The sequence below is a fragment of the Arthrobacter phoenicis genome (genome assembly GCF_047238215.1).
Lineage (GTDB): Bacteria > Actinomycetota > Actinomycetes > Actinomycetales > Micrococcaceae > Arthrobacter.
Genome location: NZ_JBDFMK010000001.1, coordinates 1,531,210 through 1,548,680, shown reverse-complemented (window position 1 = coordinate 1,548,680; position 17,471 = coordinate 1,531,210). Strand labels below are relative to the sequence as shown.

General features: G+C 70.2%; 20 protein-coding genes. 12 read left to right on the top strand and 8 right to left on the bottom strand.

Features of this window, described 5'->3' with window-relative positions; all coding sequences use genetic code 11:
• Window positions 1-53 precede the first annotated feature (53 nt).
• On the top strand, window positions 54-866 hold the full coding sequence (locus ABC337_RS07230) for a putative protein N(5)-glutamine methyltransferase (protein ID WP_412884546.1): 813 nt from the start codon (window positions 54-56) through the stop codon (window positions 864-866).
• A 171-nt stretch (window positions 867-1,037) separates the two neighbouring features.
• Here the strand turns inward: ABC337_RS07230 and ABC337_RS07225 are convergent, their stop codons facing one another.
• From ABC337_RS07225 to ABC337_RS07210, 4 genes are all read right to left on the bottom strand, one after another.
• Window positions 1,038-1,439 carry a YtxH domain-containing protein gene (locus ABC337_RS07225; RefSeq protein ID WP_412884547.1) on the bottom strand — a complete coding sequence of 134 codons (402 nt, stop codon included), beginning with the start codon at window positions 1,437-1,439 and terminating at the stop codon, window positions 1,038-1,040.
• Between the two features lie 123 nt (window positions 1,440-1,562).
• Window positions 1,563-1,826, bottom strand: coding sequence for a GlsB/YeaQ/YmgE family stress response membrane protein (locus tag ABC337_RS07220; RefSeq protein ID WP_412884548.1), 264 nt, complete (start codon window positions 1,824-1,826; stop codon window positions 1,563-1,565).
• Window positions 1,827-2,000: 174 nt separating this feature from the next.
• A complete protein-coding gene (locus tag ABC337_RS07215) occupies window positions 2,001-2,210 on the bottom strand; it encodes a dodecin (RefSeq protein ID WP_290256972.1) in 210 nt (69 codons plus the stop codon).
• 90 nt (window positions 2,211-2,300) lie between these two features.
• On the bottom strand, window positions 2,301-3,152 hold the full coding sequence (locus ABC337_RS07210; protein WP_412884549.1) for an SGNH/GDSL hydrolase family protein: 852 nt from the start codon (window positions 3,150-3,152) through the stop codon (window positions 2,301-2,303).
• 143 nt (window positions 3,153-3,295) lie between these two features.
• Between ABC337_RS07210 and ABC337_RS07205 the strand changes: the two genes are divergently transcribed.
• A complete protein-coding gene (locus tag ABC337_RS07205) occupies window positions 3,296-3,553 on the top strand; it encodes a metal-sensitive transcriptional regulator (protein ID WP_290256971.1) in 258 nt (85 codons plus the stop codon).
• A gap of 105 nt (window positions 3,554-3,658) precedes the next feature.
• Here ABC337_RS07205 and ABC337_RS07200 read toward each other — a convergent pair whose 3' ends face one another.
• Entirely contained in the window at window positions 3,659-4,369 is a 711-nt protein-coding gene (locus ABC337_RS07200) for a FadR/GntR family transcriptional regulator (RefSeq protein WP_412884550.1), read from the bottom strand.
• A gap of 169 nt (window positions 4,370-4,538) precedes the next feature.
• Between ABC337_RS07200 and ABC337_RS07195 the strand changes: the two genes are divergently transcribed.
• The 9 genes from ABC337_RS07195 to ABC337_RS07155 all read left to right on the top strand — a co-directional run bounded on the left by ABC337_RS07195 (window position 4,539) and on the right by ABC337_RS07155 (window position 13,464).
• Window positions 4,539-6,026 carry a four-carbon acid sugar kinase family protein gene (locus tag ABC337_RS07195; RefSeq protein ID WP_412884551.1) on the top strand — a complete coding sequence of 496 codons (1,488 nt, stop codon included), beginning with the start codon at window positions 4,539-4,541 and terminating at the stop codon, window positions 6,024-6,026.
• Between the two features lie 29 nt (window positions 6,027-6,055).
• On the top strand, window positions 6,056-6,949 hold the full coding sequence (locus ABC337_RS07190) for an NAD(P)-dependent oxidoreductase (RefSeq protein ID WP_412884552.1): 894 nt from the start codon (window positions 6,056-6,058) through the stop codon (window positions 6,947-6,949).
• Between the two features lie 87 nt (window positions 6,950-7,036).
• Entirely contained in the window at window positions 7,037-8,503 is a 1,467-nt protein-coding gene (locus ABC337_RS07185; RefSeq protein WP_412884553.1) for a GntP family transporter, read from the top strand.
• Window positions 8,503-9,375 (top strand): class II fructose-bisphosphate aldolase, encoded by an 873-nt coding sequence (locus ABC337_RS07180; protein WP_412884554.1) that lies wholly within the window; start codon window positions 8,503-8,505, stop codon window positions 9,373-9,375. Before ABC337_RS07185 ends, ABC337_RS07180 begins: the two co-directional genes overlap by 1 nt.
• Before the next feature lie 57 nt (window positions 9,376-9,432).
• The gene (locus tag ABC337_RS07175) at window positions 9,433-9,837 is read left to right on the top strand and encodes a DUF1304 domain-containing protein (RefSeq protein ID WP_412884555.1); all 405 of its coding nucleotides are present in this window, start codon (window positions 9,433-9,435) and stop codon (window positions 9,835-9,837) included.
• Between the two features lie 102 nt (window positions 9,838-9,939).
• Window positions 9,940-11,274: an acyltransferase family protein gene (locus ABC337_RS07170; protein WP_412884556.1), complete on the top strand. Its 1,335-nt coding sequence runs from the start codon at window positions 9,940-9,942 to the stop codon at window positions 11,272-11,274.
• Entirely contained in the window at window positions 11,271-11,615 is a 345-nt protein-coding gene (locus ABC337_RS07165; RefSeq protein ID WP_412884557.1) for a GNAT family N-acetyltransferase, read from the top strand. Before ABC337_RS07170 ends, ABC337_RS07165 begins: the two co-directional genes overlap by 4 nt.
• An 83-nt stretch (window positions 11,616-11,698) precedes the next feature.
• Window positions 11,699-12,601, top strand: coding sequence for a hypothetical protein (locus ABC337_RS07160; protein WP_412884558.1), 903 nt, complete (start codon window positions 11,699-11,701; stop codon window positions 12,599-12,601).
• A gap of 77 nt (window positions 12,602-12,678) precedes the next feature.
• On the top strand, window positions 12,679-13,464 hold the full coding sequence (locus ABC337_RS07155) for an SDR family NAD(P)-dependent oxidoreductase (protein WP_412884559.1): 786 nt from the start codon (window positions 12,679-12,681) through the stop codon (window positions 13,462-13,464).
• A gap of 7 nt (window positions 13,465-13,471) precedes the next feature.
• Here the strand turns inward: ABC337_RS07155 and ABC337_RS07150 are convergent, their stop codons facing one another.
• The 3 genes from ABC337_RS07150 to ABC337_RS07140 all read right to left on the bottom strand — a co-directional run bounded on the left by ABC337_RS07150 (window position 13,472) and on the right by ABC337_RS07140 (window position 17,101).
• Complete coding sequence (locus ABC337_RS07150; RefSeq protein WP_412884560.1) at window positions 13,472-14,605, bottom strand: FUSC family protein; 1,134 nt, start codon at window positions 14,603-14,605, stop codon at window positions 13,472-13,474.
• A 164-nt stretch (window positions 14,606-14,769) separates the two neighbouring features.
• Window positions 14,770-16,353, bottom strand: a complete 1,584-nt coding sequence (locus ABC337_RS07145; RefSeq protein ID WP_412884561.1) for an MFS transporter — start codon at window positions 16,351-16,353, stop codon at window positions 14,770-14,772.
• 256 nt (window positions 16,354-16,609) lie between these two features.
• Window positions 16,610-17,101, bottom strand: coding sequence for a GNAT family N-acetyltransferase (locus ABC337_RS07140; protein WP_412884562.1), 492 nt, complete (start codon window positions 17,099-17,101; stop codon window positions 16,610-16,612).
• A 79-nt stretch (window positions 17,102-17,180) separates the two neighbouring features.
• Here ABC337_RS07140 and ABC337_RS07135 point away from each other — a divergent pair, with 79 nt between their 5' ends.
• On the top strand, window positions 17,181-17,438 hold the full coding sequence (locus tag ABC337_RS07135) for a hypothetical protein (protein WP_412884563.1): 258 nt from the start codon (window positions 17,181-17,183) through the stop codon (window positions 17,436-17,438).
• The last annotated feature ends 33 nt before the right edge of the window (window positions 17,439-17,471 follow it).

Sequence of the window (17,471 nt, the reverse complement as noted above, 5' to 3'; positions counted from 1 at the left end):
CCGGACCGCGCCGCTAGCATGAAGTTCCCTACCCGCGGCGGACGGAACGGCCTATGCAGCACACCGGTACCCGGCGGCAGGACATCATCCGGCGTCTCCGGAACGCCGGCTGTGTCTTCGCCGAAGAAGAAGCTGACCTGCTGCTGGGCGCTGCCGCGGACACGGATCAACTCGAAAGCCTCGTGGACCGCCGCGTATCCGGCCTCCCGCTGGAACACCTGCTGGGCTGGGCGGATTTCTACGGGCTGAGAATCGCCGTGGATCCCGGCGTCTTCGTCCCCCGCCGCCGTACGGAATACCTTGTCCGGCGCGGCGCGGCCCTTCTGCGGGAGCTCGACGCCGGTCCCGGAAGCCGGCCGCCCGTGGTGGTGGATCTATGCTGTGGCTCCGGAGCGGTGGGAGCGGCGCTGCTCGCCGCCGGCCCGCTGGAGCTGCACGCCGCGGACCTTGACCCGGCCGCCGTCGCCTGTGCGCGGCGGAACCTCAGTGCACCGGGCGCCGTCGTCCACACCGGCGACCTGTTCGCGGCCCTGCCGGAGGAGCTTCGGGGCCGCGTGGACCTTCTGGCGGTGAATGCGCCGTACGTGCCCACCGATGCCATCGCCGCGATGCCCCCGGAGGCCAGGCTCCACGAACCCCGGATCTCGCTCGACGGGGGAGTGGACGGCCTCTCGCTGCACCGGCGCATTGCCGCCGGCGCCGCGGACTGGCTCGTCCCGGGTGGCTGGCTCCTGATCGAAACCAGCCGGAGCCAGGCCCGCGCCACCCGCGCCATCCTCACGGACAACGGTTTCGCCGCCCGGATCCGCACCTCTGCGGCGCTGGACGCCACGGTGGTGGAAAGCCGACTGCCGCCCGGAGCGTAACTCCAGGCGGCAGTCGAGGCCTCTCCGGCGGGGTGAACCCGCGCCGGGGAGAGTCCCTATTTCGCGGCAAATCCGGAATTTTGCTGCGGTTTCGGACGGACGCACCCCGGATCCGGCGGGCGCCTGTCCGAAACCGCAGCGAAAACCGCAGCGAAAACCGCGGAACGCGGACTAGTTCGGCGTGACGTGCTTTGGCGCCTCGTCGGTGCCGAGGTTAGGGGTGCCCACGTGGGTGCTGTGGGCCGGGACGGCGCCCGTCGGTTCGGCCGTGGCGGTGTCCTCACGGGTTGCGGCGTTATCGGTCTTCGTGGCGTCGGCTGCGTCGCCGTCGTGGTGGACCTTGGAAGTGATGACCGTTCCGGCGCGGCGGGCCGCCTCGGCCAGCTGGCCCGAAACTTCCGGGGCCTTGTCCTTGACCGCCTCGGTGGCCGCGGTGACGCCGTCCTGCACCGGCTTGCTCTGCCATAGCTCCGACGCGCGGGTCTTCAGCTTCTCGTACGCGGCGCGGCCCGAGCGGGACCCCAGGATGTAGCCGGCGGCAAGGCCCGTACCGAAAACAAGCTTGTTCTTCATACTGCGCTCCTAATCCGTGCTGATTGGTGAAAATTCGCGGTGGTTCGATGACCCCCGTGGATATCCGGGAACAAAAAACCGGCCCCGGGAGCAATTCCCGGAGCCGGTTCTGAGTGCTCCGACTTAGCGGTGCGAACGGCGGGTGATCATGCCGTAGATGAGCAGAACGATGATCGAACCGACGATCGCCAGCAGCCAGGTGGTCAGCGAGAAGAACTCCTGCAGACCGGTGCCGAAGAGTGCGCTGCCGATGAAGCCGCCCAGGAGGGCGCCAACAACGCCGAGGACCATCGTGATGACCCAGCCGCCGCCCTGACGGCCCGGCAGGATGGCCTTGGCGATTGCGCCGGCGATAAGACCCAGAATCAAGAATCCGAGAATACCCATTTGCTGTCCTTCGCTTTCTGTTGAGGAGACACCCGGGTTGCCGGGTGCGCTTCATCCTTCTGACTAAATACTAATCATGCTTACTATCAAATAGCCACCCGGCAGCGGAAAAAGCCCGCGCAGGGCGGGATTCGGGTGAGCAGGAATTCGTCAGAAAGCGCTCCGGGCGGTGGGTCAGCGCTCCAGCCGGAAGCCAAGTTTGATGGTCACCTGCCAGTCGGCCACTTCGTTGTTTTCAAGGTGTCCCCGGATCTCCTTGACCTCGAACCAGTCCAGGTTCCGCAGGGTCTTGGCGGCCTCGGCGATGCCGTTGCGGACGGCCGCGTCGACGCCCTCCGTCGAGGTGCCGACTATTTCGGAAATGCTGTAGGTGTGGTTGGACATCTTCGCTCCTCGGGATCGTCGTCGGTCCGTTGACCCGGCCTCGGCGGCCGGGGGCCGTTCCTGCAGGCTAGCGGACCGGACCTCCCCGGACTAGGGGCTGCCGGCGGGGGAAACGTTGACCCGCAGCACCGGGCCGGGGTCCGGGCGCTTCGGCGCGGCCGGGCTCTCGGGAGCGTGCGGCCGGAGCCGCTGGGCCATCCACGGAAACAGGTAGTGCGTCGCCCAGGACAGGTCCTCGGTGCGGGTCTGGCGCCAGCCGGGCGCGGGCAGCGGCTTGGGCCGCAGCGGCACCAGGGTGTGCGGGACCTGCAGGGTGTCCAGCACCATGCCCGCAATGGTGTGGTGGCCCAGCGGCGAGAAGTGCAGCCGGTCCGGGTCCCACATCCGCGGATCACTGAGTTCCCGCATGGTCCACAGGTCCGCGATCACGCCATGGTGGCGTGCAGCGATAGTCCGGATGTTCTCGTTGAACACCGCCACCTTCCCGCGGATGCGGCCAAAGACGGGCGTGTGGCCCCAGTCCGGGCCAGTGAAGATCACCACGGTCGCCCCCGTGGCGGACAGGGCGGCGACGGCGGCATCCAGGTCGTCGGCGAGGCGGTCCGGGTCGCGGCGGTGGAAGACCAGGTCGTTGCCGCCCGCGGAGAGCGTCACCAGGTCCGGTTGAAGCGCGATGGCCCGCTGCAACTGCAGGTCGACGATCTCCTGCAGCACCAGCCCGCTGACGGCCAGATTGGCGTAGGAAAAGTCGGGACGGAGGGCGGCGAGCTCCTTGGCAGTCCGGTCTGCCCAGCCGCGGATGCCGCCCGGACTGCCCGGTTCCGGGTCGCCCAGGCCGGCGGTGAACGAGTCGCCCAAGGAAACCAGCCGCCTCCAGTGGCCGCCGCCCGGCGCGGCGTTGCCGAAGGGGAGTGCCGGATCAAGGAATGCTGCCGAGTTCACAAGCTCAGAAATACGCCGGGGCCGACGCCGGTGCAAGGTACTTTCGGCCCCCGCAAGCGGATTGCGATACCTGCCCGGGGTATGCAGGATACGGCAGGGGGTATATGATAGAGGGTAATCCACCACTTTTCCGGGAGGCTCCCATGGAACTCGATCCCACGGACATGAAGTCCGTCATTAACCGGCTTCGCCGCGCCCAGGGCCAGCTTGCCGCCGTTACCCGCATGCTCGAGGAGGGCCGCGACTGCAAGAGCGTGGTGACCCAGCTCGCGGCGGTCTCCAGCGCCCTCGACAAGGCGGGCTTCTCCATCATCGCCACCGGCCTGCAACAGTGCATGCAGCAGGAGGACCCCAGCCTGGACCGCGCCGAGCTGGAGAAGCTCTTCCTCTCCCTGGCTTAGAACAGGCCCGGGGCGCCGGGTAGCCCCGCCCACAGGGCTTGGCCGGTTCCCCGGCGCGCCCGGACTTCAGTGCGACCGGCGAGCTTTCAGGGCGGGCCGCTGGCGTCAGCCCGCCGGGGCCGCCAGCACGTAGGTCCGCAGGTCATCCAGCGTCTGCTGCATGTGGGCGTCCATGGCGTCGCGCGCCAGCCGCGGGTCGCGGGTGGCCAGCGCCGCGGCAATTTTTCCGTGCTGCTCGATCGCGTGGGCCTGGATCTCCCGCACCTCGGAGGTCTGGGTCCGGCGCCGCTCTAGTACCCGGTGCAGCGGCGCGAACAACACCGCCGCGAAAACATTCTCCGAGGCGCGCAGGATCAGGTCGTGGAAGGCGAGGTCCGCGGCGACGAAGGCCGCGACGTCGTGGTGTTCGTGGGCGGCACGCATTGACTCCACCTGGCCGCGGAGGGTTTCCAGATCGGCGTCGCTGATCCGCGAGGCGGCCAGTTCGCAGGCCCCCGATTCCAGCATCCGCCGCAGCTCGATCAGCTGGACCGCCGTGGCGGCGTCGTTGGTGCCCTCAGAGGCCGCCCGCAGCACGGCCTCCAGCGATGCCCAGTGGCTCAGTGGGTTGACGAATGTGCCGCGCCCGCGCTCGACGCTCAGGATGTGCTGGGCCTCCAGGGTCTTGATCGCCTCACGGACGGTCATCCGGCTCACGTCGTGCCGGGCGCTCAGCTCAAGCTCGCCCGGGACCGGGGAACCGGGCGGGAACTCGCCGGCGATGATGCGGTCCAGCAGCTCGTCGGCCACGACGCCTACCAGCGATTTCCTAGCCAAATCTCCCCGTCCAACGTCATCCACACGCGTGCCCGACAAGTCTACTTGCGCGTCTCTGTGCCTTATGCCACACTAACACTCACTTGTTAGATGTCAGACATCTTACAAATATGGCTGGAGACCAGCCGCGCAGATTCTACCGCAACAGAGTTTCCACAATGGAGTGCACGTGCCCTTAGCAGCAGAGCCCTTAGAGGCAGATGTCCTGGCCGCCTTCCCGGCGGAGGTCCCGGTACCGGCAGCCCTGGTGGCCGACGGCGTGGCCGCAGCCGCCGCGGCGGGCCCCCGCACCCTCGTGGTGCTGGATGATGACCCCACCGGCACCCAGTCCGTCGCCGACCTCCCCGTCCTGACCCGATGGGAGGTGAAGGACTTCGCCTGGGCCTTCTCCCACCGCATCAACGGCCGTCCCGCGGACGCCGTCTACGTCCTGACCAACACCCGCAGCCTGGACCCGGCCGAGGCCGCCGCCCGCAACGAGGAAATCGTCCGCAACGCGCTCGCCGCCGCGCAGGCCGAGTCGCTGAGCGTGGGCTTCGTCAGCCGCAGCGATTCCACCCTCCGCGGCCACTACCCGCTGGAGCCGGACGTCATCGCCGCCACCGTCAGCGCCGTCGACGGCGGGACCACGGACGGCGTCGTGATCGTCCCGGCCTTCCCGGACGCCGGCCGCGTCACGATCGGCGGGGTGCACTACATGCGCGCCGGCGGCACCGGCCGCCTCACCCCGGTGGCGGACACCGAGTTCGCCCGCGACGCCAGCTTCGGCTTCGCCAACTCCGAGCTCGCCCGCTACGTCGAGGAAAAGTCCGGCGGCCGCTTCAGCGCCGGCTCCGTGATCGTCCTGGACCTGGACACCATCCGGGCCGGGGACCCCCAGACCTCGGCCCGCGCCATCGCGGACGCCATCGACGCCGCCACCGACTCCGCCCCGATCGTGGCCGACATCGTCTCCGAGAACGACCTCCGGCTCCTGTCCCTGGGCCTGCAGGAGGCCGAACGCCGCGGCAAGAAACTGCTCTACCGCGTCGGTCCGCCGTTTGTCCGCGCCCGGATCGGGCAGGAAATCCGCTCCGAACTCACCGGCGCCGAGGCCTACGCCGGCAACCAGCCCTCGGAGGCCGGCGGCCTGATCGTGGTCGGCTCGCACGTGGGCGTCACCACCCGCCAGCTCAATGCCCTGACCGCCCAGCACGGGTCGGCCCGGATCGTGGAGATCGACGTCGAACAGCTCCTGGACGACCGCGCCGCGGAGCACCTGGACGCCACGGTCGCACTCGTCGTCGACGCGCTGCACGGCGCGGACGTCATCCTGCACACCAGCCGCCTCCTGATCAAGGCCGACGACGCCGCGGAGAGCCTGCGGATCGCCCGCACCGTCTCGGCCGCCGTCGTCGCGGTCGTCAACCGGACGCTGAAGACCTTCCCGCCCCGCTTCGTGATCGCCAAGGGCGGGATCACCTCCTCAGACGTCGCCGCCCACGGCCTCGAAATCCGCCGCGCGATCGTCCGCGGCCCGATGCTCCCGGGCATCGTCTCCCTCTGGGAGCCGGTCGACGGACCCGCCAAGGGCATCCCGTACGTCGTCTTCGCCGGGAACGTCGGCGACGACGAATCCCTCGCACAGGTCACGCGCAAACTCAGCGCCACCTTCTAACCAGCCGCACCCTTTCAACGGAGAAAACCATGAACTACCAAGTCACCGTCCTCGGCCTCGGCGCCATGGGCCTGCCGATGGCAGCCCGGCTGGCCACGGAACTGACCGTCCACGGCTTCGACATCGCCGAGCCCCGCCTGCAGCTCGCCGAAGAGGCCGGCGTCCGCACCTTCGGCTCCGCCCGTGAGGCCGCCGAGGGCGCCGACGCGCTGCTGCTGGCCGTGCGCAACGGCGAACAGCTGGACGAGGTCCTCTTCGGCGCCACCGGCGTCGCCGGGGTCCTCAAGCCCGGCGCCGTCGTCATCCTCGGCAGCACCGTGGGCACCGACGCCGTTCCCGCCACCGTCGCCCGGCTGGCCGAGTACGGCGTCAGCCTGGTGGACGCCCCGCTCTCCGGCGGCCCGAAGCGCGCCGGCGAGGGCGACCTGCTGATCGTCGTCGGCGCCGAACCGGCCGCCCTGGAAGCCGCCCGCCCGGTGCTGGAACTGCTCGCCTCCACCCTGACCGTGGTGGGCGACAAGCCCGGCGACGGCCAGGCGCTCAAGACCGTGAACCAGCTGCTGTGCGGCGTGCACATCGCCGCCGCTGCCGAGGCGATGGCCCTGGCCGACGCCCTGGGCCTGGACCAGGCGAAGACCCTCGCCGCGCTCGAGGCCGGCGCCGCCGGGTCCTTCATGCTCTCCAACCGCGGCCCCCGCATCCTCGAGGCCTACACCGAGGACGGCGCGGAGGTGCTCAGCCGGCTGGACATCTTCGTCAAGGACATGGGCATCGTCGGCAAGGCCACCCGCGCCGCCGGGCTCGCCGCACCGGTCGCCGCCGCCGCCGAACAGCTCTACCTCCTCGGCCAGGCCCAGGGCCTCGCCGCCGCGGACGACTCGGCCGTCATCAAGGTCGTCGCCCCCGCAAAGCGCACCGCCTAAGCCTTCAGCCCCCCCGACTCCGGCCGCGGCGGCCCCCAACGCCGCGGCCGGACCCCTCCCTCCCGCCTGTCAAAGGAGACACCCCCGATGAACCCCCTGCTCAATTCCCTGATGGTGGGCGCGGCCGACGCGCCCGTCATCAAACCGGCCGTGGAGCTGGGCACTCCGCTGCTGCTGACCATCGCCGCCGCCGGCGTCGCCCTGCTGCTCCTGTTGATCATCCGCTTCAAGGTCCAGGCCTTCGTGGCCCTCCTGACGGTCAGCATCCTGGTGGCTGTCGCCGCCCAGATCCCGCTCAAGGACGTCTTCACGGTCGTCTCCAACGGGGTCGGCAGCACCATGGGCAAGGTCGCTCTGCTGATCGCCCTCGGCGCCATCCTCGGCCGCATGATCGAGGTCTCCGGCGGCGTGCAGTCCCTCGCGGACCACTTCACCGCGAAACTCGGTGCCAAGCGCGTGGCGGTGGCCCTCACCGCCGTCGGCTTCCTCGTCGCCATCCCCGTGTTCTTCGAGGTCGGCATCATCGTCCTCGTGCCGATCGTCTACGCCTTCGCCAAGATCGCCAAGGTCCACCCGGTGAAGTTCGGCCTGCCGATGGCCGGCATTATGCTGGCCATCCACGTCGCCGTCCCGCCGCACCCGGGCATCGTGGCCGGCGCGGGCGTCTTCGGCGCCGACATTGGCCTGATCGCCCTGATCTCTCTGGTCATCTGCGTCCCGCTGGGCTTCCTGTCCTACTGGGTGGCCTCGATCATGAACCGCAAAGACTACGAACTGCTGCCCGCGGTCAAGACCCAGGTGGACGAGTTCGGCACCAAGTCCCTGGTGAAGGTGGGCCATGACGGTCCCGGCGCCGCCGCCGTCGCACCGCCGCGGCCGGGCCTGATCATCTTCCTGATCGCCACCCCCATCGTCCTGATCCTGCTCGGCACCGTCGGCACCCTCACCATCGCCAAGAGCAGCGCCTGGTACGGCGTCGCCTCCTTCGTCGGCAACCCGTTCTTCGCCCTGCTGGTGGCCGTGGCCCTCTGCTTCTTCCTGCTCGCCGTCCGCCGCCGCTGGTCGCTGACCGAGACCGGTGAAATCTTCGAGGGCGCGCTGCCCCCGATCGCCTCGATCCTCATGGTGGTGGCCGCCGGCGGCGTGTTCGGCAGCGTCCTGCAGGTCTCCGGCATCGGCCAGGCCCTCTCCCAGACCCTCGACACCCTCGGCGTGCCGCTGCTGCTGCTGGGCTTCATCATCTCCCTGGCCCTCCGCGCCGCGCAGGGCTCGGCCACCGTGGCGATCGTGACCACCTCCGGCCTGCTGTCTTCCGCGGTCGCCTCCGGCGGCTACACCCCGGCACAGATCGCCGTGCTGGTCATCGCGATCGGCTTCGGTTCGCTCGGCCTGTCCCACGTCACCGACGCCGGCTTCTGGGTGGTGGTCCGCTACTACGGCCTCACCGTCGCGGACGGCCTGCGCACCTGGACCGTCCTGACCACCGTGCTGGGCGTGGCCGGCTTCGCGCTGACCTTCGTGGCCTGGCTCCTGGTCTCGGGCCTCAGCGCCTGATGCGTACCCGTCTGGACACCCTGGTCGCCGGGGCCCTGCAGCAGGGCTCGGCCGTCCCGGCCTTTACCTGCTACGACTTCACGACGGCGTTGGCCGTGGTGGGCGCGGCGGAGGAGGCCGGGCGGGGCATCATCCTGCTGGTGGCACCGAAGACCGCGGGCACCCCCGACGGCCTGCGGCTGATCACGGCGCTCCGCGGCCTGGCCGACGACGCCGGCGTCCCCGTCGCGGTCCAGCTGGACCACGCCGCGGACCCGCAGCTGATCCTGGATTCCGTCGACGCCGGGGCCGATTCGGTGCTCGTGGACGGCTCCGCGCTGCCCTACGAGGAGAACATCGCCTTGGTCCGGGACGTCCGGGCCCGGCTCGAAGCGCAGGGCCGGGACGACGTCGTGATCGAGGCCGAACTTGGCGGCCTCGCCGGCGACGAGGACCGCGCCTTCGGCCCCGACGCCGGCGGGAACGCCGGCGGTGACGAGGCGGGCCTGACCGACCCGGGCCAGGTGGAGGACTTCGTGGCCCGCACCGGCGCCCGGCTGCTGGCCGTGGCCGTGGGCAACGTCCACGGCAAGTACCGCGGCGAACCCCGGCTGCGCTGGGACGTCCTCCAGGAGGTGGCCGTTCGCGTCCGGGTGCCGCTGGTGCTCCACGGCGCGTCCGGAATCCCTGCCTCCGAGCTGGCCAAGGCCGCGGCGATGAACGTGGGCAAGGTGAACTTCAATACCGAGCTGCGCACCGGCGTGCTGCAGGCCCTCACCGAGCAGCTGCCCGCGCACCGGGCCGACGGCGAGAACCTGCAGGGCCTGTTGGGGCACTGGACCGGCTCCGCCCGGAGTTTCGCGGCAGCGTCCCTGGCGGCCCTGGCCCGGTAACACGGGTACCCGGCCACGCAGGAAGTCTGCAAAGCGGCGGGAGGCTAGGATCAACCCATGATCCTGGCCTCCCTCGTCTTTGCCCTGCTGGCAGCCCTGCTCCACGTCTACATCTTCATCCTGGAGTCCTTCCAGTGGACCCGGCCCGCGACGTGGCAGCGGTTCGGCCTGGCCTCGCAGGCGGACGCGGAAACCACCCGGCCGATGGCCTACAACCAGGGCTTCTACAACCTGTTCCTGGCCATCGGCGCGTTCGTGGGCGCGGGCTGCGTGGCCTTCGGCGGGGCCGGAACGTCCGCCGCCGTGGTCGGCTGGACCCTGATCCTCAGCTGCTGCGGCTCGATGCTGCTCGCGGCCCTGGTGCTGGCCCTCAGCGGCGGGAAGTACCTCCGCGCCGCCGCCACCCAGGGCACGCTGCCGCTGCTCGCCGTCGTGCTGGGCCTCGCCGCCATCCTCGCCTAGGCGCGCCTGGCCGCGCTCGCCGGTCCTTCCCGCCCTTACCCCGCCCCGCGGCGCTGGGCCACAATGGTGCTGTGAACAGCGTGAGGGCGGTGTAGCCCCGCCATGACCGGGGGCTCCGGGCAGCGGCGGACCGGATCCCGGAGCACGGACGGCCGTGATCCGGCGATCGACCTCGCCCGACTGTTCTGCCTGGCCCTGGTGGTGGCCGGCCACACGCTGATGGTCAGCCCGGTGCTGCACCCGGACGGCACGGTCACCTCGGAGAACACCCTTGGCAACGAACACTGGTTCGAACCCGTGGTATGGGTGCTGCAGGTGATGCCGCTGTTCTTCGTGGCCGGGGGCGTGACCGGGCTCTACTCGTGGCGGCGGCTGCGCTCCCTCGGCGGAACGGCCTCCGAATTCATCCAGTCCCGGCTGCTGCGGCTGATCCGCCCGGCCGCGGTGCTTCTGGCGATGATGTTCACCGGGTTGTGGGCGGCCCGGCTGGCGGGGGTGGACCCGCAGGTGGTCCAGCTGCTGGCAAGCGGCGCGGGCATGCCGCTGTGGTTCCTCGCCGCGTACCTCGCCGCGCAGCTGAACCTTCCGTGGCTGGCCGCCCTGCACACGAGGTCGCCGTGGCTGACACTGGCCGGGCTGGTGGCCCTGGTGCTGGCCGTGGACTGTCTCCGCGGCGCGGTGCCCGGCCTGGCGTACGCCAACATGGTGTTCCTCTGGTGCGCCGTGCAGCAGCTCGGATTCCTCCTGGCCGACGGGACGCTGCGGCTGGGCCCGGCGGCCCTGCTGGGCCTGGTGGCCGGCAGCAACGCCGTCCTGGGCGCGGTGGTTGTGCTGCGCCTCTACTCGGGCAACATGCTGGTGAACCTCAACCCGCCCAACTTCACCCTCTTCCTGCTGGCCGTCTCACAGGCCGCGGCCCTGCAGTTACTGCGTCCCTGGCTGGTCCGGCTTGCGGGCCTCCGGCCGGTCCGTGCAGTCCTCGCCGGCGTCGGCCGCCGGTCCATGACCATCTACCTCTGGCATCTGCCGTTGATCGCGGCCCTCTCCGGGGTGCTCCTGCTGACCCGCCTGGCCCTGCCCGCCGGCGGCAGTGCGGCCTGGTGGTGGACCCGGCCGCTGCTGCTGCTCGCCGTCGTCGTCCTGCTGCTGCCCGTCCTGGCCCTCTTCGGAAGGCTGGAGGAGCGGCCGGCGGCGCCCGGGCCGCCCCGTTCCAGGCCCGCCACCGCCGTGGCCACCGCCGCCGTGGCGGTCTTCCTCCCGGTGGTCCAGGCCGCCGTCGACGGCCTGACCGTGGGGCTGCTGGGCGGCGGAGCAGCTTGCTTCGCGCTCGCTGTGCTGCTGCTGGGCCGCGTTCCGGTGCGCGCCCCGGCGCCGGGTCCGCGCCGGGCCGGGGACCCATTGCCACCCCCGGAGATACATGCCAAGGTCGAACCATGACCGAGAGCGCGGCAAGAACCGAAGACACCTTTGGCCCGGACGTCACCACCACCCGCAACGACGCGCTGCACCGGTACGAGCTGCACGTCGGCGGCGAGCTCGCCGTGCAGGCCCGGTATATCGACCGCCCGGGTCACGTGGACTTTACCCACACGGAAACCGAGGAACGGTTCGCCGGCCGGGGACTGGCCAAGGTGCTGGCGCACTTCGCCCTGGACGACGTTGTCGCGTCCGGCAAACGGATCATTCCGCATTGCCCGTTCATCTACCGCTACCTGCGCAAGCACGAGGCCTACAATCAGTGCGTCGACTGGCCGGAGCAACCACCCACCGGTGCCTGACAGCTTGTGAGCCCGGCAACAAGCTCGTATGGTTAGCGTTGGGTTATGCAGTTGGCTCATGGACGTGTCTTTTGGAGTATCCCATGAACCACAAACTGCGAGTGCTTGTCCGCGTTGATGCCGATACCGGCCACGTGACCCTGGAGGCCTCGGGTTGCCTCACCCAGGACAGCTACCCCGCACTGCTGCACATCATGCGGCGTTCCAGCCGCCTTGCCGCCGGCGCGGACGTGACCCTTGACCTGTACAGCGCCTCCCACCTCGATCCGGAAATCCTGCTGTCCCTGCGGGAATCCTCGTCTTCCCGGGCGGAGGGTTTTGCGCTGGAACTGCTGGAGCCGGCGGACCTGCCGGTCTGCCTGGCGCACGTGGGACCGGCCGCCGGGGAGCTTGCCGACGACGCCGAGGTCGACGCCTCGATCGATGAACAGCTGGGCGATCCTTACACCACCGCCGATGCGGACGAGGACCCGGTGGACACCGGGGAGCGCATCCAGGGCCTGGAGCTGGCCCAGTACTTCGAGGGGACCCTGGACCCGGCGGTGACCGTGCGGGCGCTCTCCGACGACGCCCTTGGCCAGCTGGCCGATGCCCTGTACCGACACCTCGACACCGCACACCCCTACTTCGGCGCGCTCACCTGGTACGACCTGGCCGCCGAAGAGCTGCAGCACCGGTACCGCCGCGAGGACGGGCTTGCCGGGGCCGGCGCCGCGGAGCTGACCTCCGGTCTGGCCACCAATGTCGCCGCCGGGCTGACCCCCGAGGACATCTCCGCCATGGATCTGGCCGCCGAGGTGCTCGCCGGGGAAGACCTCGACGAGGCTGGCCCCGAGGTCACCGAACGCGCCGCGGCCGAACTGGCCGTCCGAGCCCCGGACCCCTCCCCACTCCGCTCGGCTGCCGTCGTCGAAGGGGACAACGTCGAAGAGGGCAATGACGACACCTCCGACGGCGAACGCACCGCGGGTCCGGTTTCTGCTTGAGCCTGTTTCTCTCTGAGACGGCTTTGCCTGGGCCTGTTTTGCCTGAGTTCAGGCGAGGCCGGGACTAGGCTTCAGCTATGACAGCAGAGACCCCCGGAGCCACGCCCGCATCCACCGCCCTGGTCACCGGCGCCACCGCCGGGCTCGGGGCCGAGTTCGCCCGCCAGCTGGCCGGGCAGGGCCACCGGCTGGTCCTCGTGGCCCGCGACGCCGGGCGGCTGCACGCCGTGGCCGAGGAGCTGGAGAACAGCTTCGGCGTCACGGCGGAGGTGCTGCCGGCCGACCTGACCGACGACGCCGGCGTGGCCGCGGTCGTCGCGCGCCTCGCCGATCCCGCCCGGCCGGTGGAGATCCTGGTCAACAACGCCGGCATGGGCCTGCTCCGCTCGTTTGCCGAGAACCCGATCGAGGACGAAAAGCGCCACCTCAAGCTCCACGTCGAGACAGCGATGGAGCTCTCGCACGCCGCCCTCCAGGGAATGCTCCAGCGGGGCTCCGGCCGGATCATCAACGTGGCCTCCGTCGCCGCGTTCCTGCCGCGGGAAACGTACTCCGCCGCGAAGGCCTGGCTGCTGAGCTTCAGCCGCTGGGCCAACATCGCATATGCCTCGCGAGGCATACAAGTAACCGCAGTCTGCCCCGGCTTCACCGATACCGAATTCCACGACCGGATGGGTATGGACAAGTCCGTGGCCCCGTCCTGGATGTGGCTGAGCGCCGAGCAGGTGGTCCGCGAGGGTCTGGCGGACAACGCCCGAGGCCGCGGGGTGTCCATCCCCAGCCGGCGCTACAAGGCGCTGATCGCGGCGGCGCGGCTGCTGCCAACGAAGCTCGTGGCCGGTCCGCCGCGGCGGGCGAAGTAGCCGGCGGCTAGGCTTCCGGCGGGCTGAGCGGCGGACCGGCCGGGGCCGCGGGCGATGTCCGTGGCGGCGTCCGTTGCCCCAGGGCCCGGCGGCGGCGGATCAACAGCACGACGGCGATCCCCACGCAGGCGCCGAGTAGCGTCTCCACCGCCCGTTCGGCCACCAGCAGGTGCGGGTCGGCCGGTGAGGAGAGCTGGGTCATCAGCAGGATCACCGGGGTGAAAAACACCATGGCCAGCCCGTAGTGCCGGGCCATGAATAGCTCCGTGCCGAACTGCAGCACGATCACCAGCACCGCAACGGCGGCGGTCTCGCTGCCGGGGAACAGCCGCAGCGGAGAACCCGCCCACGGGAAGAGCACGGCTGCCACCACGAGCAGGCCCAGCAGCGTGCCCACGATCCGGTGCAGGCCTCGGTAGACGCTGCTCGGCAGGTCGGCGCCCGCCAGAGGCACCGCCGCCGCGGCCATCGCCCAGTGCGGGTGGCCGCTGCCGCTGAGCACCCCGATGCTGCCGGCCGCTCCGACCGCGGCCAGGTAGCGGGCGGCGTGGATCCAGGCCGCCCGGCGGCGGACACCGCGCAGCGGCGGCACGGTCCGTCCCGCGCCGCGCACCCAGGTCCGGGTGCGGAGCCAGCCGGCGAAGCCGACCAGGATGGAGAACGCCGCGGACCCGGCGCCGATCAGGATCGCAACCGGTCCAGGAACCGGGGTGGGGATGGACGCGCACGCGCCGAGGGCCAGGAGCCCAAAGAAGGGCCCGTTCGGTTTCAGGTTCACCCGGTCCGCGAAGAGTGAGCCGAGGGCGGCGAGGCCGGACTCCACGGCCACGAGGGTCCAGGAGTGCAGGTGGTTGACCGAGAGCAGCACGCCGACGGCCAGGCCGCCCACCAGGACCAGCGCCGCCTGCAGCTGGTGCCGGAGCCTGAGCTGGTGCGGTTCGGAGCGGCCGTACATGCCGGTCAGGGCGCCAAAGACGGCGTAGACGATCAGGTCCGGCCGCCCGGCGGCCAGCAGCGCCATCGAGGGAACGGCGACGCTGAGCGCCACGCGCACCGCCGAGGCGTGGTCCCGGTTGGCCGGTCCGAGCGAGTGGAGACCCTTGGCATGGCGGAGCAGGGAGGACCGCGGCGTGGACGGCATACGGACCTCCTGGGGTGTTTTGAGGTGGGGAGAGCGGATGGGGGCGCGGCCGGGGACGGCATCGAAGCGGGCCGGGAGCCGCCAAAGGCCCGCCGTGGCCGCCGCCCCAATGGGGACGGACGGGCCGCGACGGGCCTCGGAGGGCGGGGCGCTGGGCGGGGTGCCTAGGCCGGTGCGCCGACCTTGCCGCCGTCGGAGTCGCCCGCGGCAACCAGGGGCATGTCCATGTGCTCCAGGTTGATCAGCGGGTTGTCATCCTGGGTGGCGACCAGTTCCCGGGCCTCGTCCGGGGTGTCCACGCTCGGCATGGAACCGGGCAGCGGCATCTGGGCGGATTCCTTGAGGAAGTAGATGGCGACGGCGCCGATCGCCGAGGTGACCATCAGGTAGTACGCGGGCATCATGTCGTTGCCGGTGGCCGAGATCAGGGCCGCGACGATGAACGGGGTGGTGCCGCCGAAAATCGCGACCGAGAAGTTGTACGCGATGCCCATGGCGCCGTAGCGGCTGGCCGTCGGGAACTGGGCGGGCAGGGCGGAGGCGAGGTTGGCAACGTAGAACGTCACCGGGAACGCGATCAGCGCCAGGCCAGCCAGGGTGGACCAGATCGCGCCGATGCCGATCAGCAGGAATGCCGGGGTGGCCAGGACCACGGTGCTGATGGCGCCGATCCAGAGCACAGGCCGACGGCCGATCCGGTCGGAGAGCTTGCCGGTCAGCGGGATGCAGAGGCTCATGACCACCAGGACGGGGATCGTCAGCAGGGTGCCGTGCAGCTCGTCGTAACCCTTGGACTCGGTGAGGTAGGTCGGCATGTAAGAGGTAAGGGCGTACCCGGCAGTGTTTGCCGCTGCCACCAGGATCATGGCGGTGATGATCGAGCGCCAGTAGGCCTTCACGATGCCCACCGGCCCCTTGGAGGCGGCGTCGTCGGCGGCGGAAGCGTTCTTGGCGAGGTTCTCCTGGGCGTCGAGCGTGGCCTGGAACTGCGGGGACTCCTCGATCTTGCTCCGGAAGTACACGGCAACGGCGCCGAGCGGGCCGGCCACGAGGAACGGGATGCGCCAGCCCCACTGCTCCATGTTGTCCTGGCCGAGGGTCAGCTGCAGGACGGATACCAGCGCGGCACCGAGCGCGAAGCCCAGGTAGCTGCCCATATCCAGGAAGCTGGCGAAGAAGCCGCGGCGCTTGTCCGGGGCGTATTCGCTGACGAAGGTGGTGGCACCGGCGTACTCACCGCCGGTGGAGAAGCCTTGGATGAGTTTGAGGACCACCAGCAGGACGGCGGCCCAGATGCCGATTTGTGCGTACCCCGGCAGGAGACCGACGGCGAAGGTGCTTGCAGCCATGATCAGCAGGGTGGTGGCCAGGACCTTCTGGCGGCCCACTTTGTCGCCCAGCCAACCGAACACGACGCCGCCCAGGGGGCGGGCGATGAATGTGGCGGCGAAGGTGCCGAGTAGGAACAGGGTCTGGACGGTCTTGTCCGCCTCGGGCAGGAAGACCGGGCCCATGGTGGTGATCAGGTAGCCGAACACGCCGACGTCGTACCATTCCATGGTGTTGCCGACGATGGTTCCGCCGAGGGCCTTCTTCAGCATCGGCTGGTCAACGACGTTGACGTCGGACTCGCGGAGCCGGCGGCGGCGGAGGCGTGGCTTCTTGGCGGCGACGGATGCGCCCGGGTTGGTTCCGGCGGCGTTGGCTACGCCTGCGGAAGAGTCGGTCATGCTTCGGTCTTTGGGCATTTGGGAAGCTCCTGTGGAGGTCATTTGCTTGCGACTTCTAGCTGCCCCGCTCTGGGCAGGCTCTCAATTTTACGGGATTTCCGTAGTGATTCCGATTTTTGTGCCGTAGGATGCCCCTTTTGGGCGGCCGGATGCCCGGCGTCGGCGCGAGGCAGTGATCGCATATTCCGCGTCATCACTGGGAAGTAAGCAGTGAGCTTATTAGTTTGGTAACAATTGGGCCGCGACCGCCCCGAAGTCCCGGATTCCGGGCGTTTTACCGCCGTTCGAGCCTGATTTCGGGGAGCTCGAACCAGTCCTTCGGGAGCAGTTTCCGGGTGCCGTCGGGGGTGAAGCCGTGCCGGGCGTAGAAGGCCCGCGCCCGGGGGTTCTCTTCGAGGACCCACAGGTAGGCCGGGCCGGGGCCGACGGCGGCGTGCAGCAGTGCCGCGCCGAGCCCGGAACCGTAGGCGGTCCGCAGCGTGTAGATCGCGTACAGCTCCCGTTGGTCCGGCCGGTCCTCGTCCCGTCCGGGGCCGCCGTGGGCGAACCCGACGATCCGGCCGTCGTCGTCGAGGGCGATCACCGGCGCGGACGGGCCCGCCAGGGAGGGCCGCCGGCTTTCCGTCCGCTCCGGCAAGGAGGCGCGGCGGGCGGCGAAGAACTCCGCCGGGAGGACGTGGGAGTAGCACTCCTCGTGGGCCAGCGTGTGCATCTCGACCAGGGCTTCGGCGTCAGCGGGCGTTGCCTGCCGCAGGTGGTATTCCATGCCCCCAGCCTAGAGACATGGCGACGGCGGCAGTCCTACCATGGTGGGACGCTTCATTTCATCGCGGAAAGGAAGAGTCATGGCGGATCATCACTCGAAAGAGCAGCTTGAGCCGGAGGTCGCCCAACACCTCACCGAGTCCATGGACAAGGTCCCCGGCCCGGAGATCAAGCGGCCCGCCCCGCCGTCGCCGGCGGACGGCCACCCGTGGCCGGACGGCAGCGGCAAGCACCACCACCCCAGGGACCGCGACGCCGTCCACGCACAGCAGGGCCAGCAGGTTGCCGACGCCGCAATGCACCGCCAAAGCCGGCCGCAGATTCCGCACCACGACTAGGCCGGGTTTTCGTTTGCGGCCGCCGCGGGGCCG

Excerpts from the sequence above, each read along its gene's own strand:
- ABC337_RS07230 (WP_412884546.1), top strand. The coding sequence starts at position 54 with ATGCAGCACACCGGTACCCGGCGGCAGGACATCATCCGGCGTCTCCGG.
- ABC337_RS07225 (WP_412884547.1), bottom strand. The coding sequence starts at position 1,439 with ATGAAGAACAAGCTTGTTTTCGGTACGGGCCTTGCCGCCGGCTACATC.
- ABC337_RS07220 (WP_412884548.1), bottom strand. The coding sequence starts at position 1,826 with ATGGGTATTCTCGGATTCTTGATTCTGGGTCTTATCGCCGGCGCAATC.
- ABC337_RS07215 (WP_290256972.1), bottom strand. The coding sequence starts at position 2,210 with ATGTCCAACCACACCTACAGCATTTCCGAAATAGTCGGCACCTCGACG.
- ABC337_RS07205 (WP_290256971.1), top strand. The coding sequence starts at position 3,296 with ATGGAACTCGATCCCACGGACATGAAGTCCGTCATTAACCGGCTTCGC.
- ABC337_RS07190 (WP_412884552.1), top strand. The coding sequence starts at position 6,056 with ATGAACTACCAAGTCACCGTCCTCGGCCTCGGCGCCATGGGCCTGCCG.
- ABC337_RS07185 (WP_412884553.1), top strand. The coding sequence starts at position 7,037 with ATGAACCCCCTGCTCAATTCCCTGATGGTGGGCGCGGCCGACGCGCCC.
- ABC337_RS07180 (WP_412884554.1), top strand. The coding sequence starts at position 8,503 with ATGCGTACCCGTCTGGACACCCTGGTCGCCGGGGCCCTGCAGCAGGGC.
- ABC337_RS07175 (WP_412884555.1), top strand. The coding sequence starts at position 9,433 with ATGATCCTGGCCTCCCTCGTCTTTGCCCTGCTGGCAGCCCTGCTCCAC.
- ABC337_RS07170 (WP_412884556.1), top strand. The coding sequence starts at position 9,940 with ATGACCGGGGGCTCCGGGCAGCGGCGGACCGGATCCCGGAGCACGGAC.
- ABC337_RS07165 (WP_412884557.1), top strand. The coding sequence starts at position 11,271 with ATGACCGAGAGCGCGGCAAGAACCGAAGACACCTTTGGCCCGGACGTC.
- ABC337_RS07160 (WP_412884558.1), top strand. The coding sequence starts at position 11,699 with ATGAACCACAAACTGCGAGTGCTTGTCCGCGTTGATGCCGATACCGGC.
- ABC337_RS07155 (WP_412884559.1), top strand. The coding sequence starts at position 12,679 with ATGACAGCAGAGACCCCCGGAGCCACGCCCGCATCCACCGCCCTGGTC.
- ABC337_RS07150 (WP_412884560.1), bottom strand. The coding sequence starts at position 14,605 with ATGCCGTCCACGCCGCGGTCCTCCCTGCTCCGCCATGCCAAGGGTCTC.
- ABC337_RS07145 (WP_412884561.1), bottom strand. The coding sequence starts at position 16,353 with ATGCCCAAAGACCGAAGCATGACCGACTCTTCCGCAGGCGTAGCCAAC.
- ABC337_RS07140 (WP_412884562.1), bottom strand. The coding sequence starts at position 17,101 with ATGGAATACCACCTGCGGCAGGCAACGCCCGCTGACGCCGAAGCCCTG.
- ABC337_RS07135 (WP_412884563.1), top strand. The coding sequence starts at position 17,181 with ATGGCGGATCATCACTCGAAAGAGCAGCTTGAGCCGGAGGTCGCCCAA.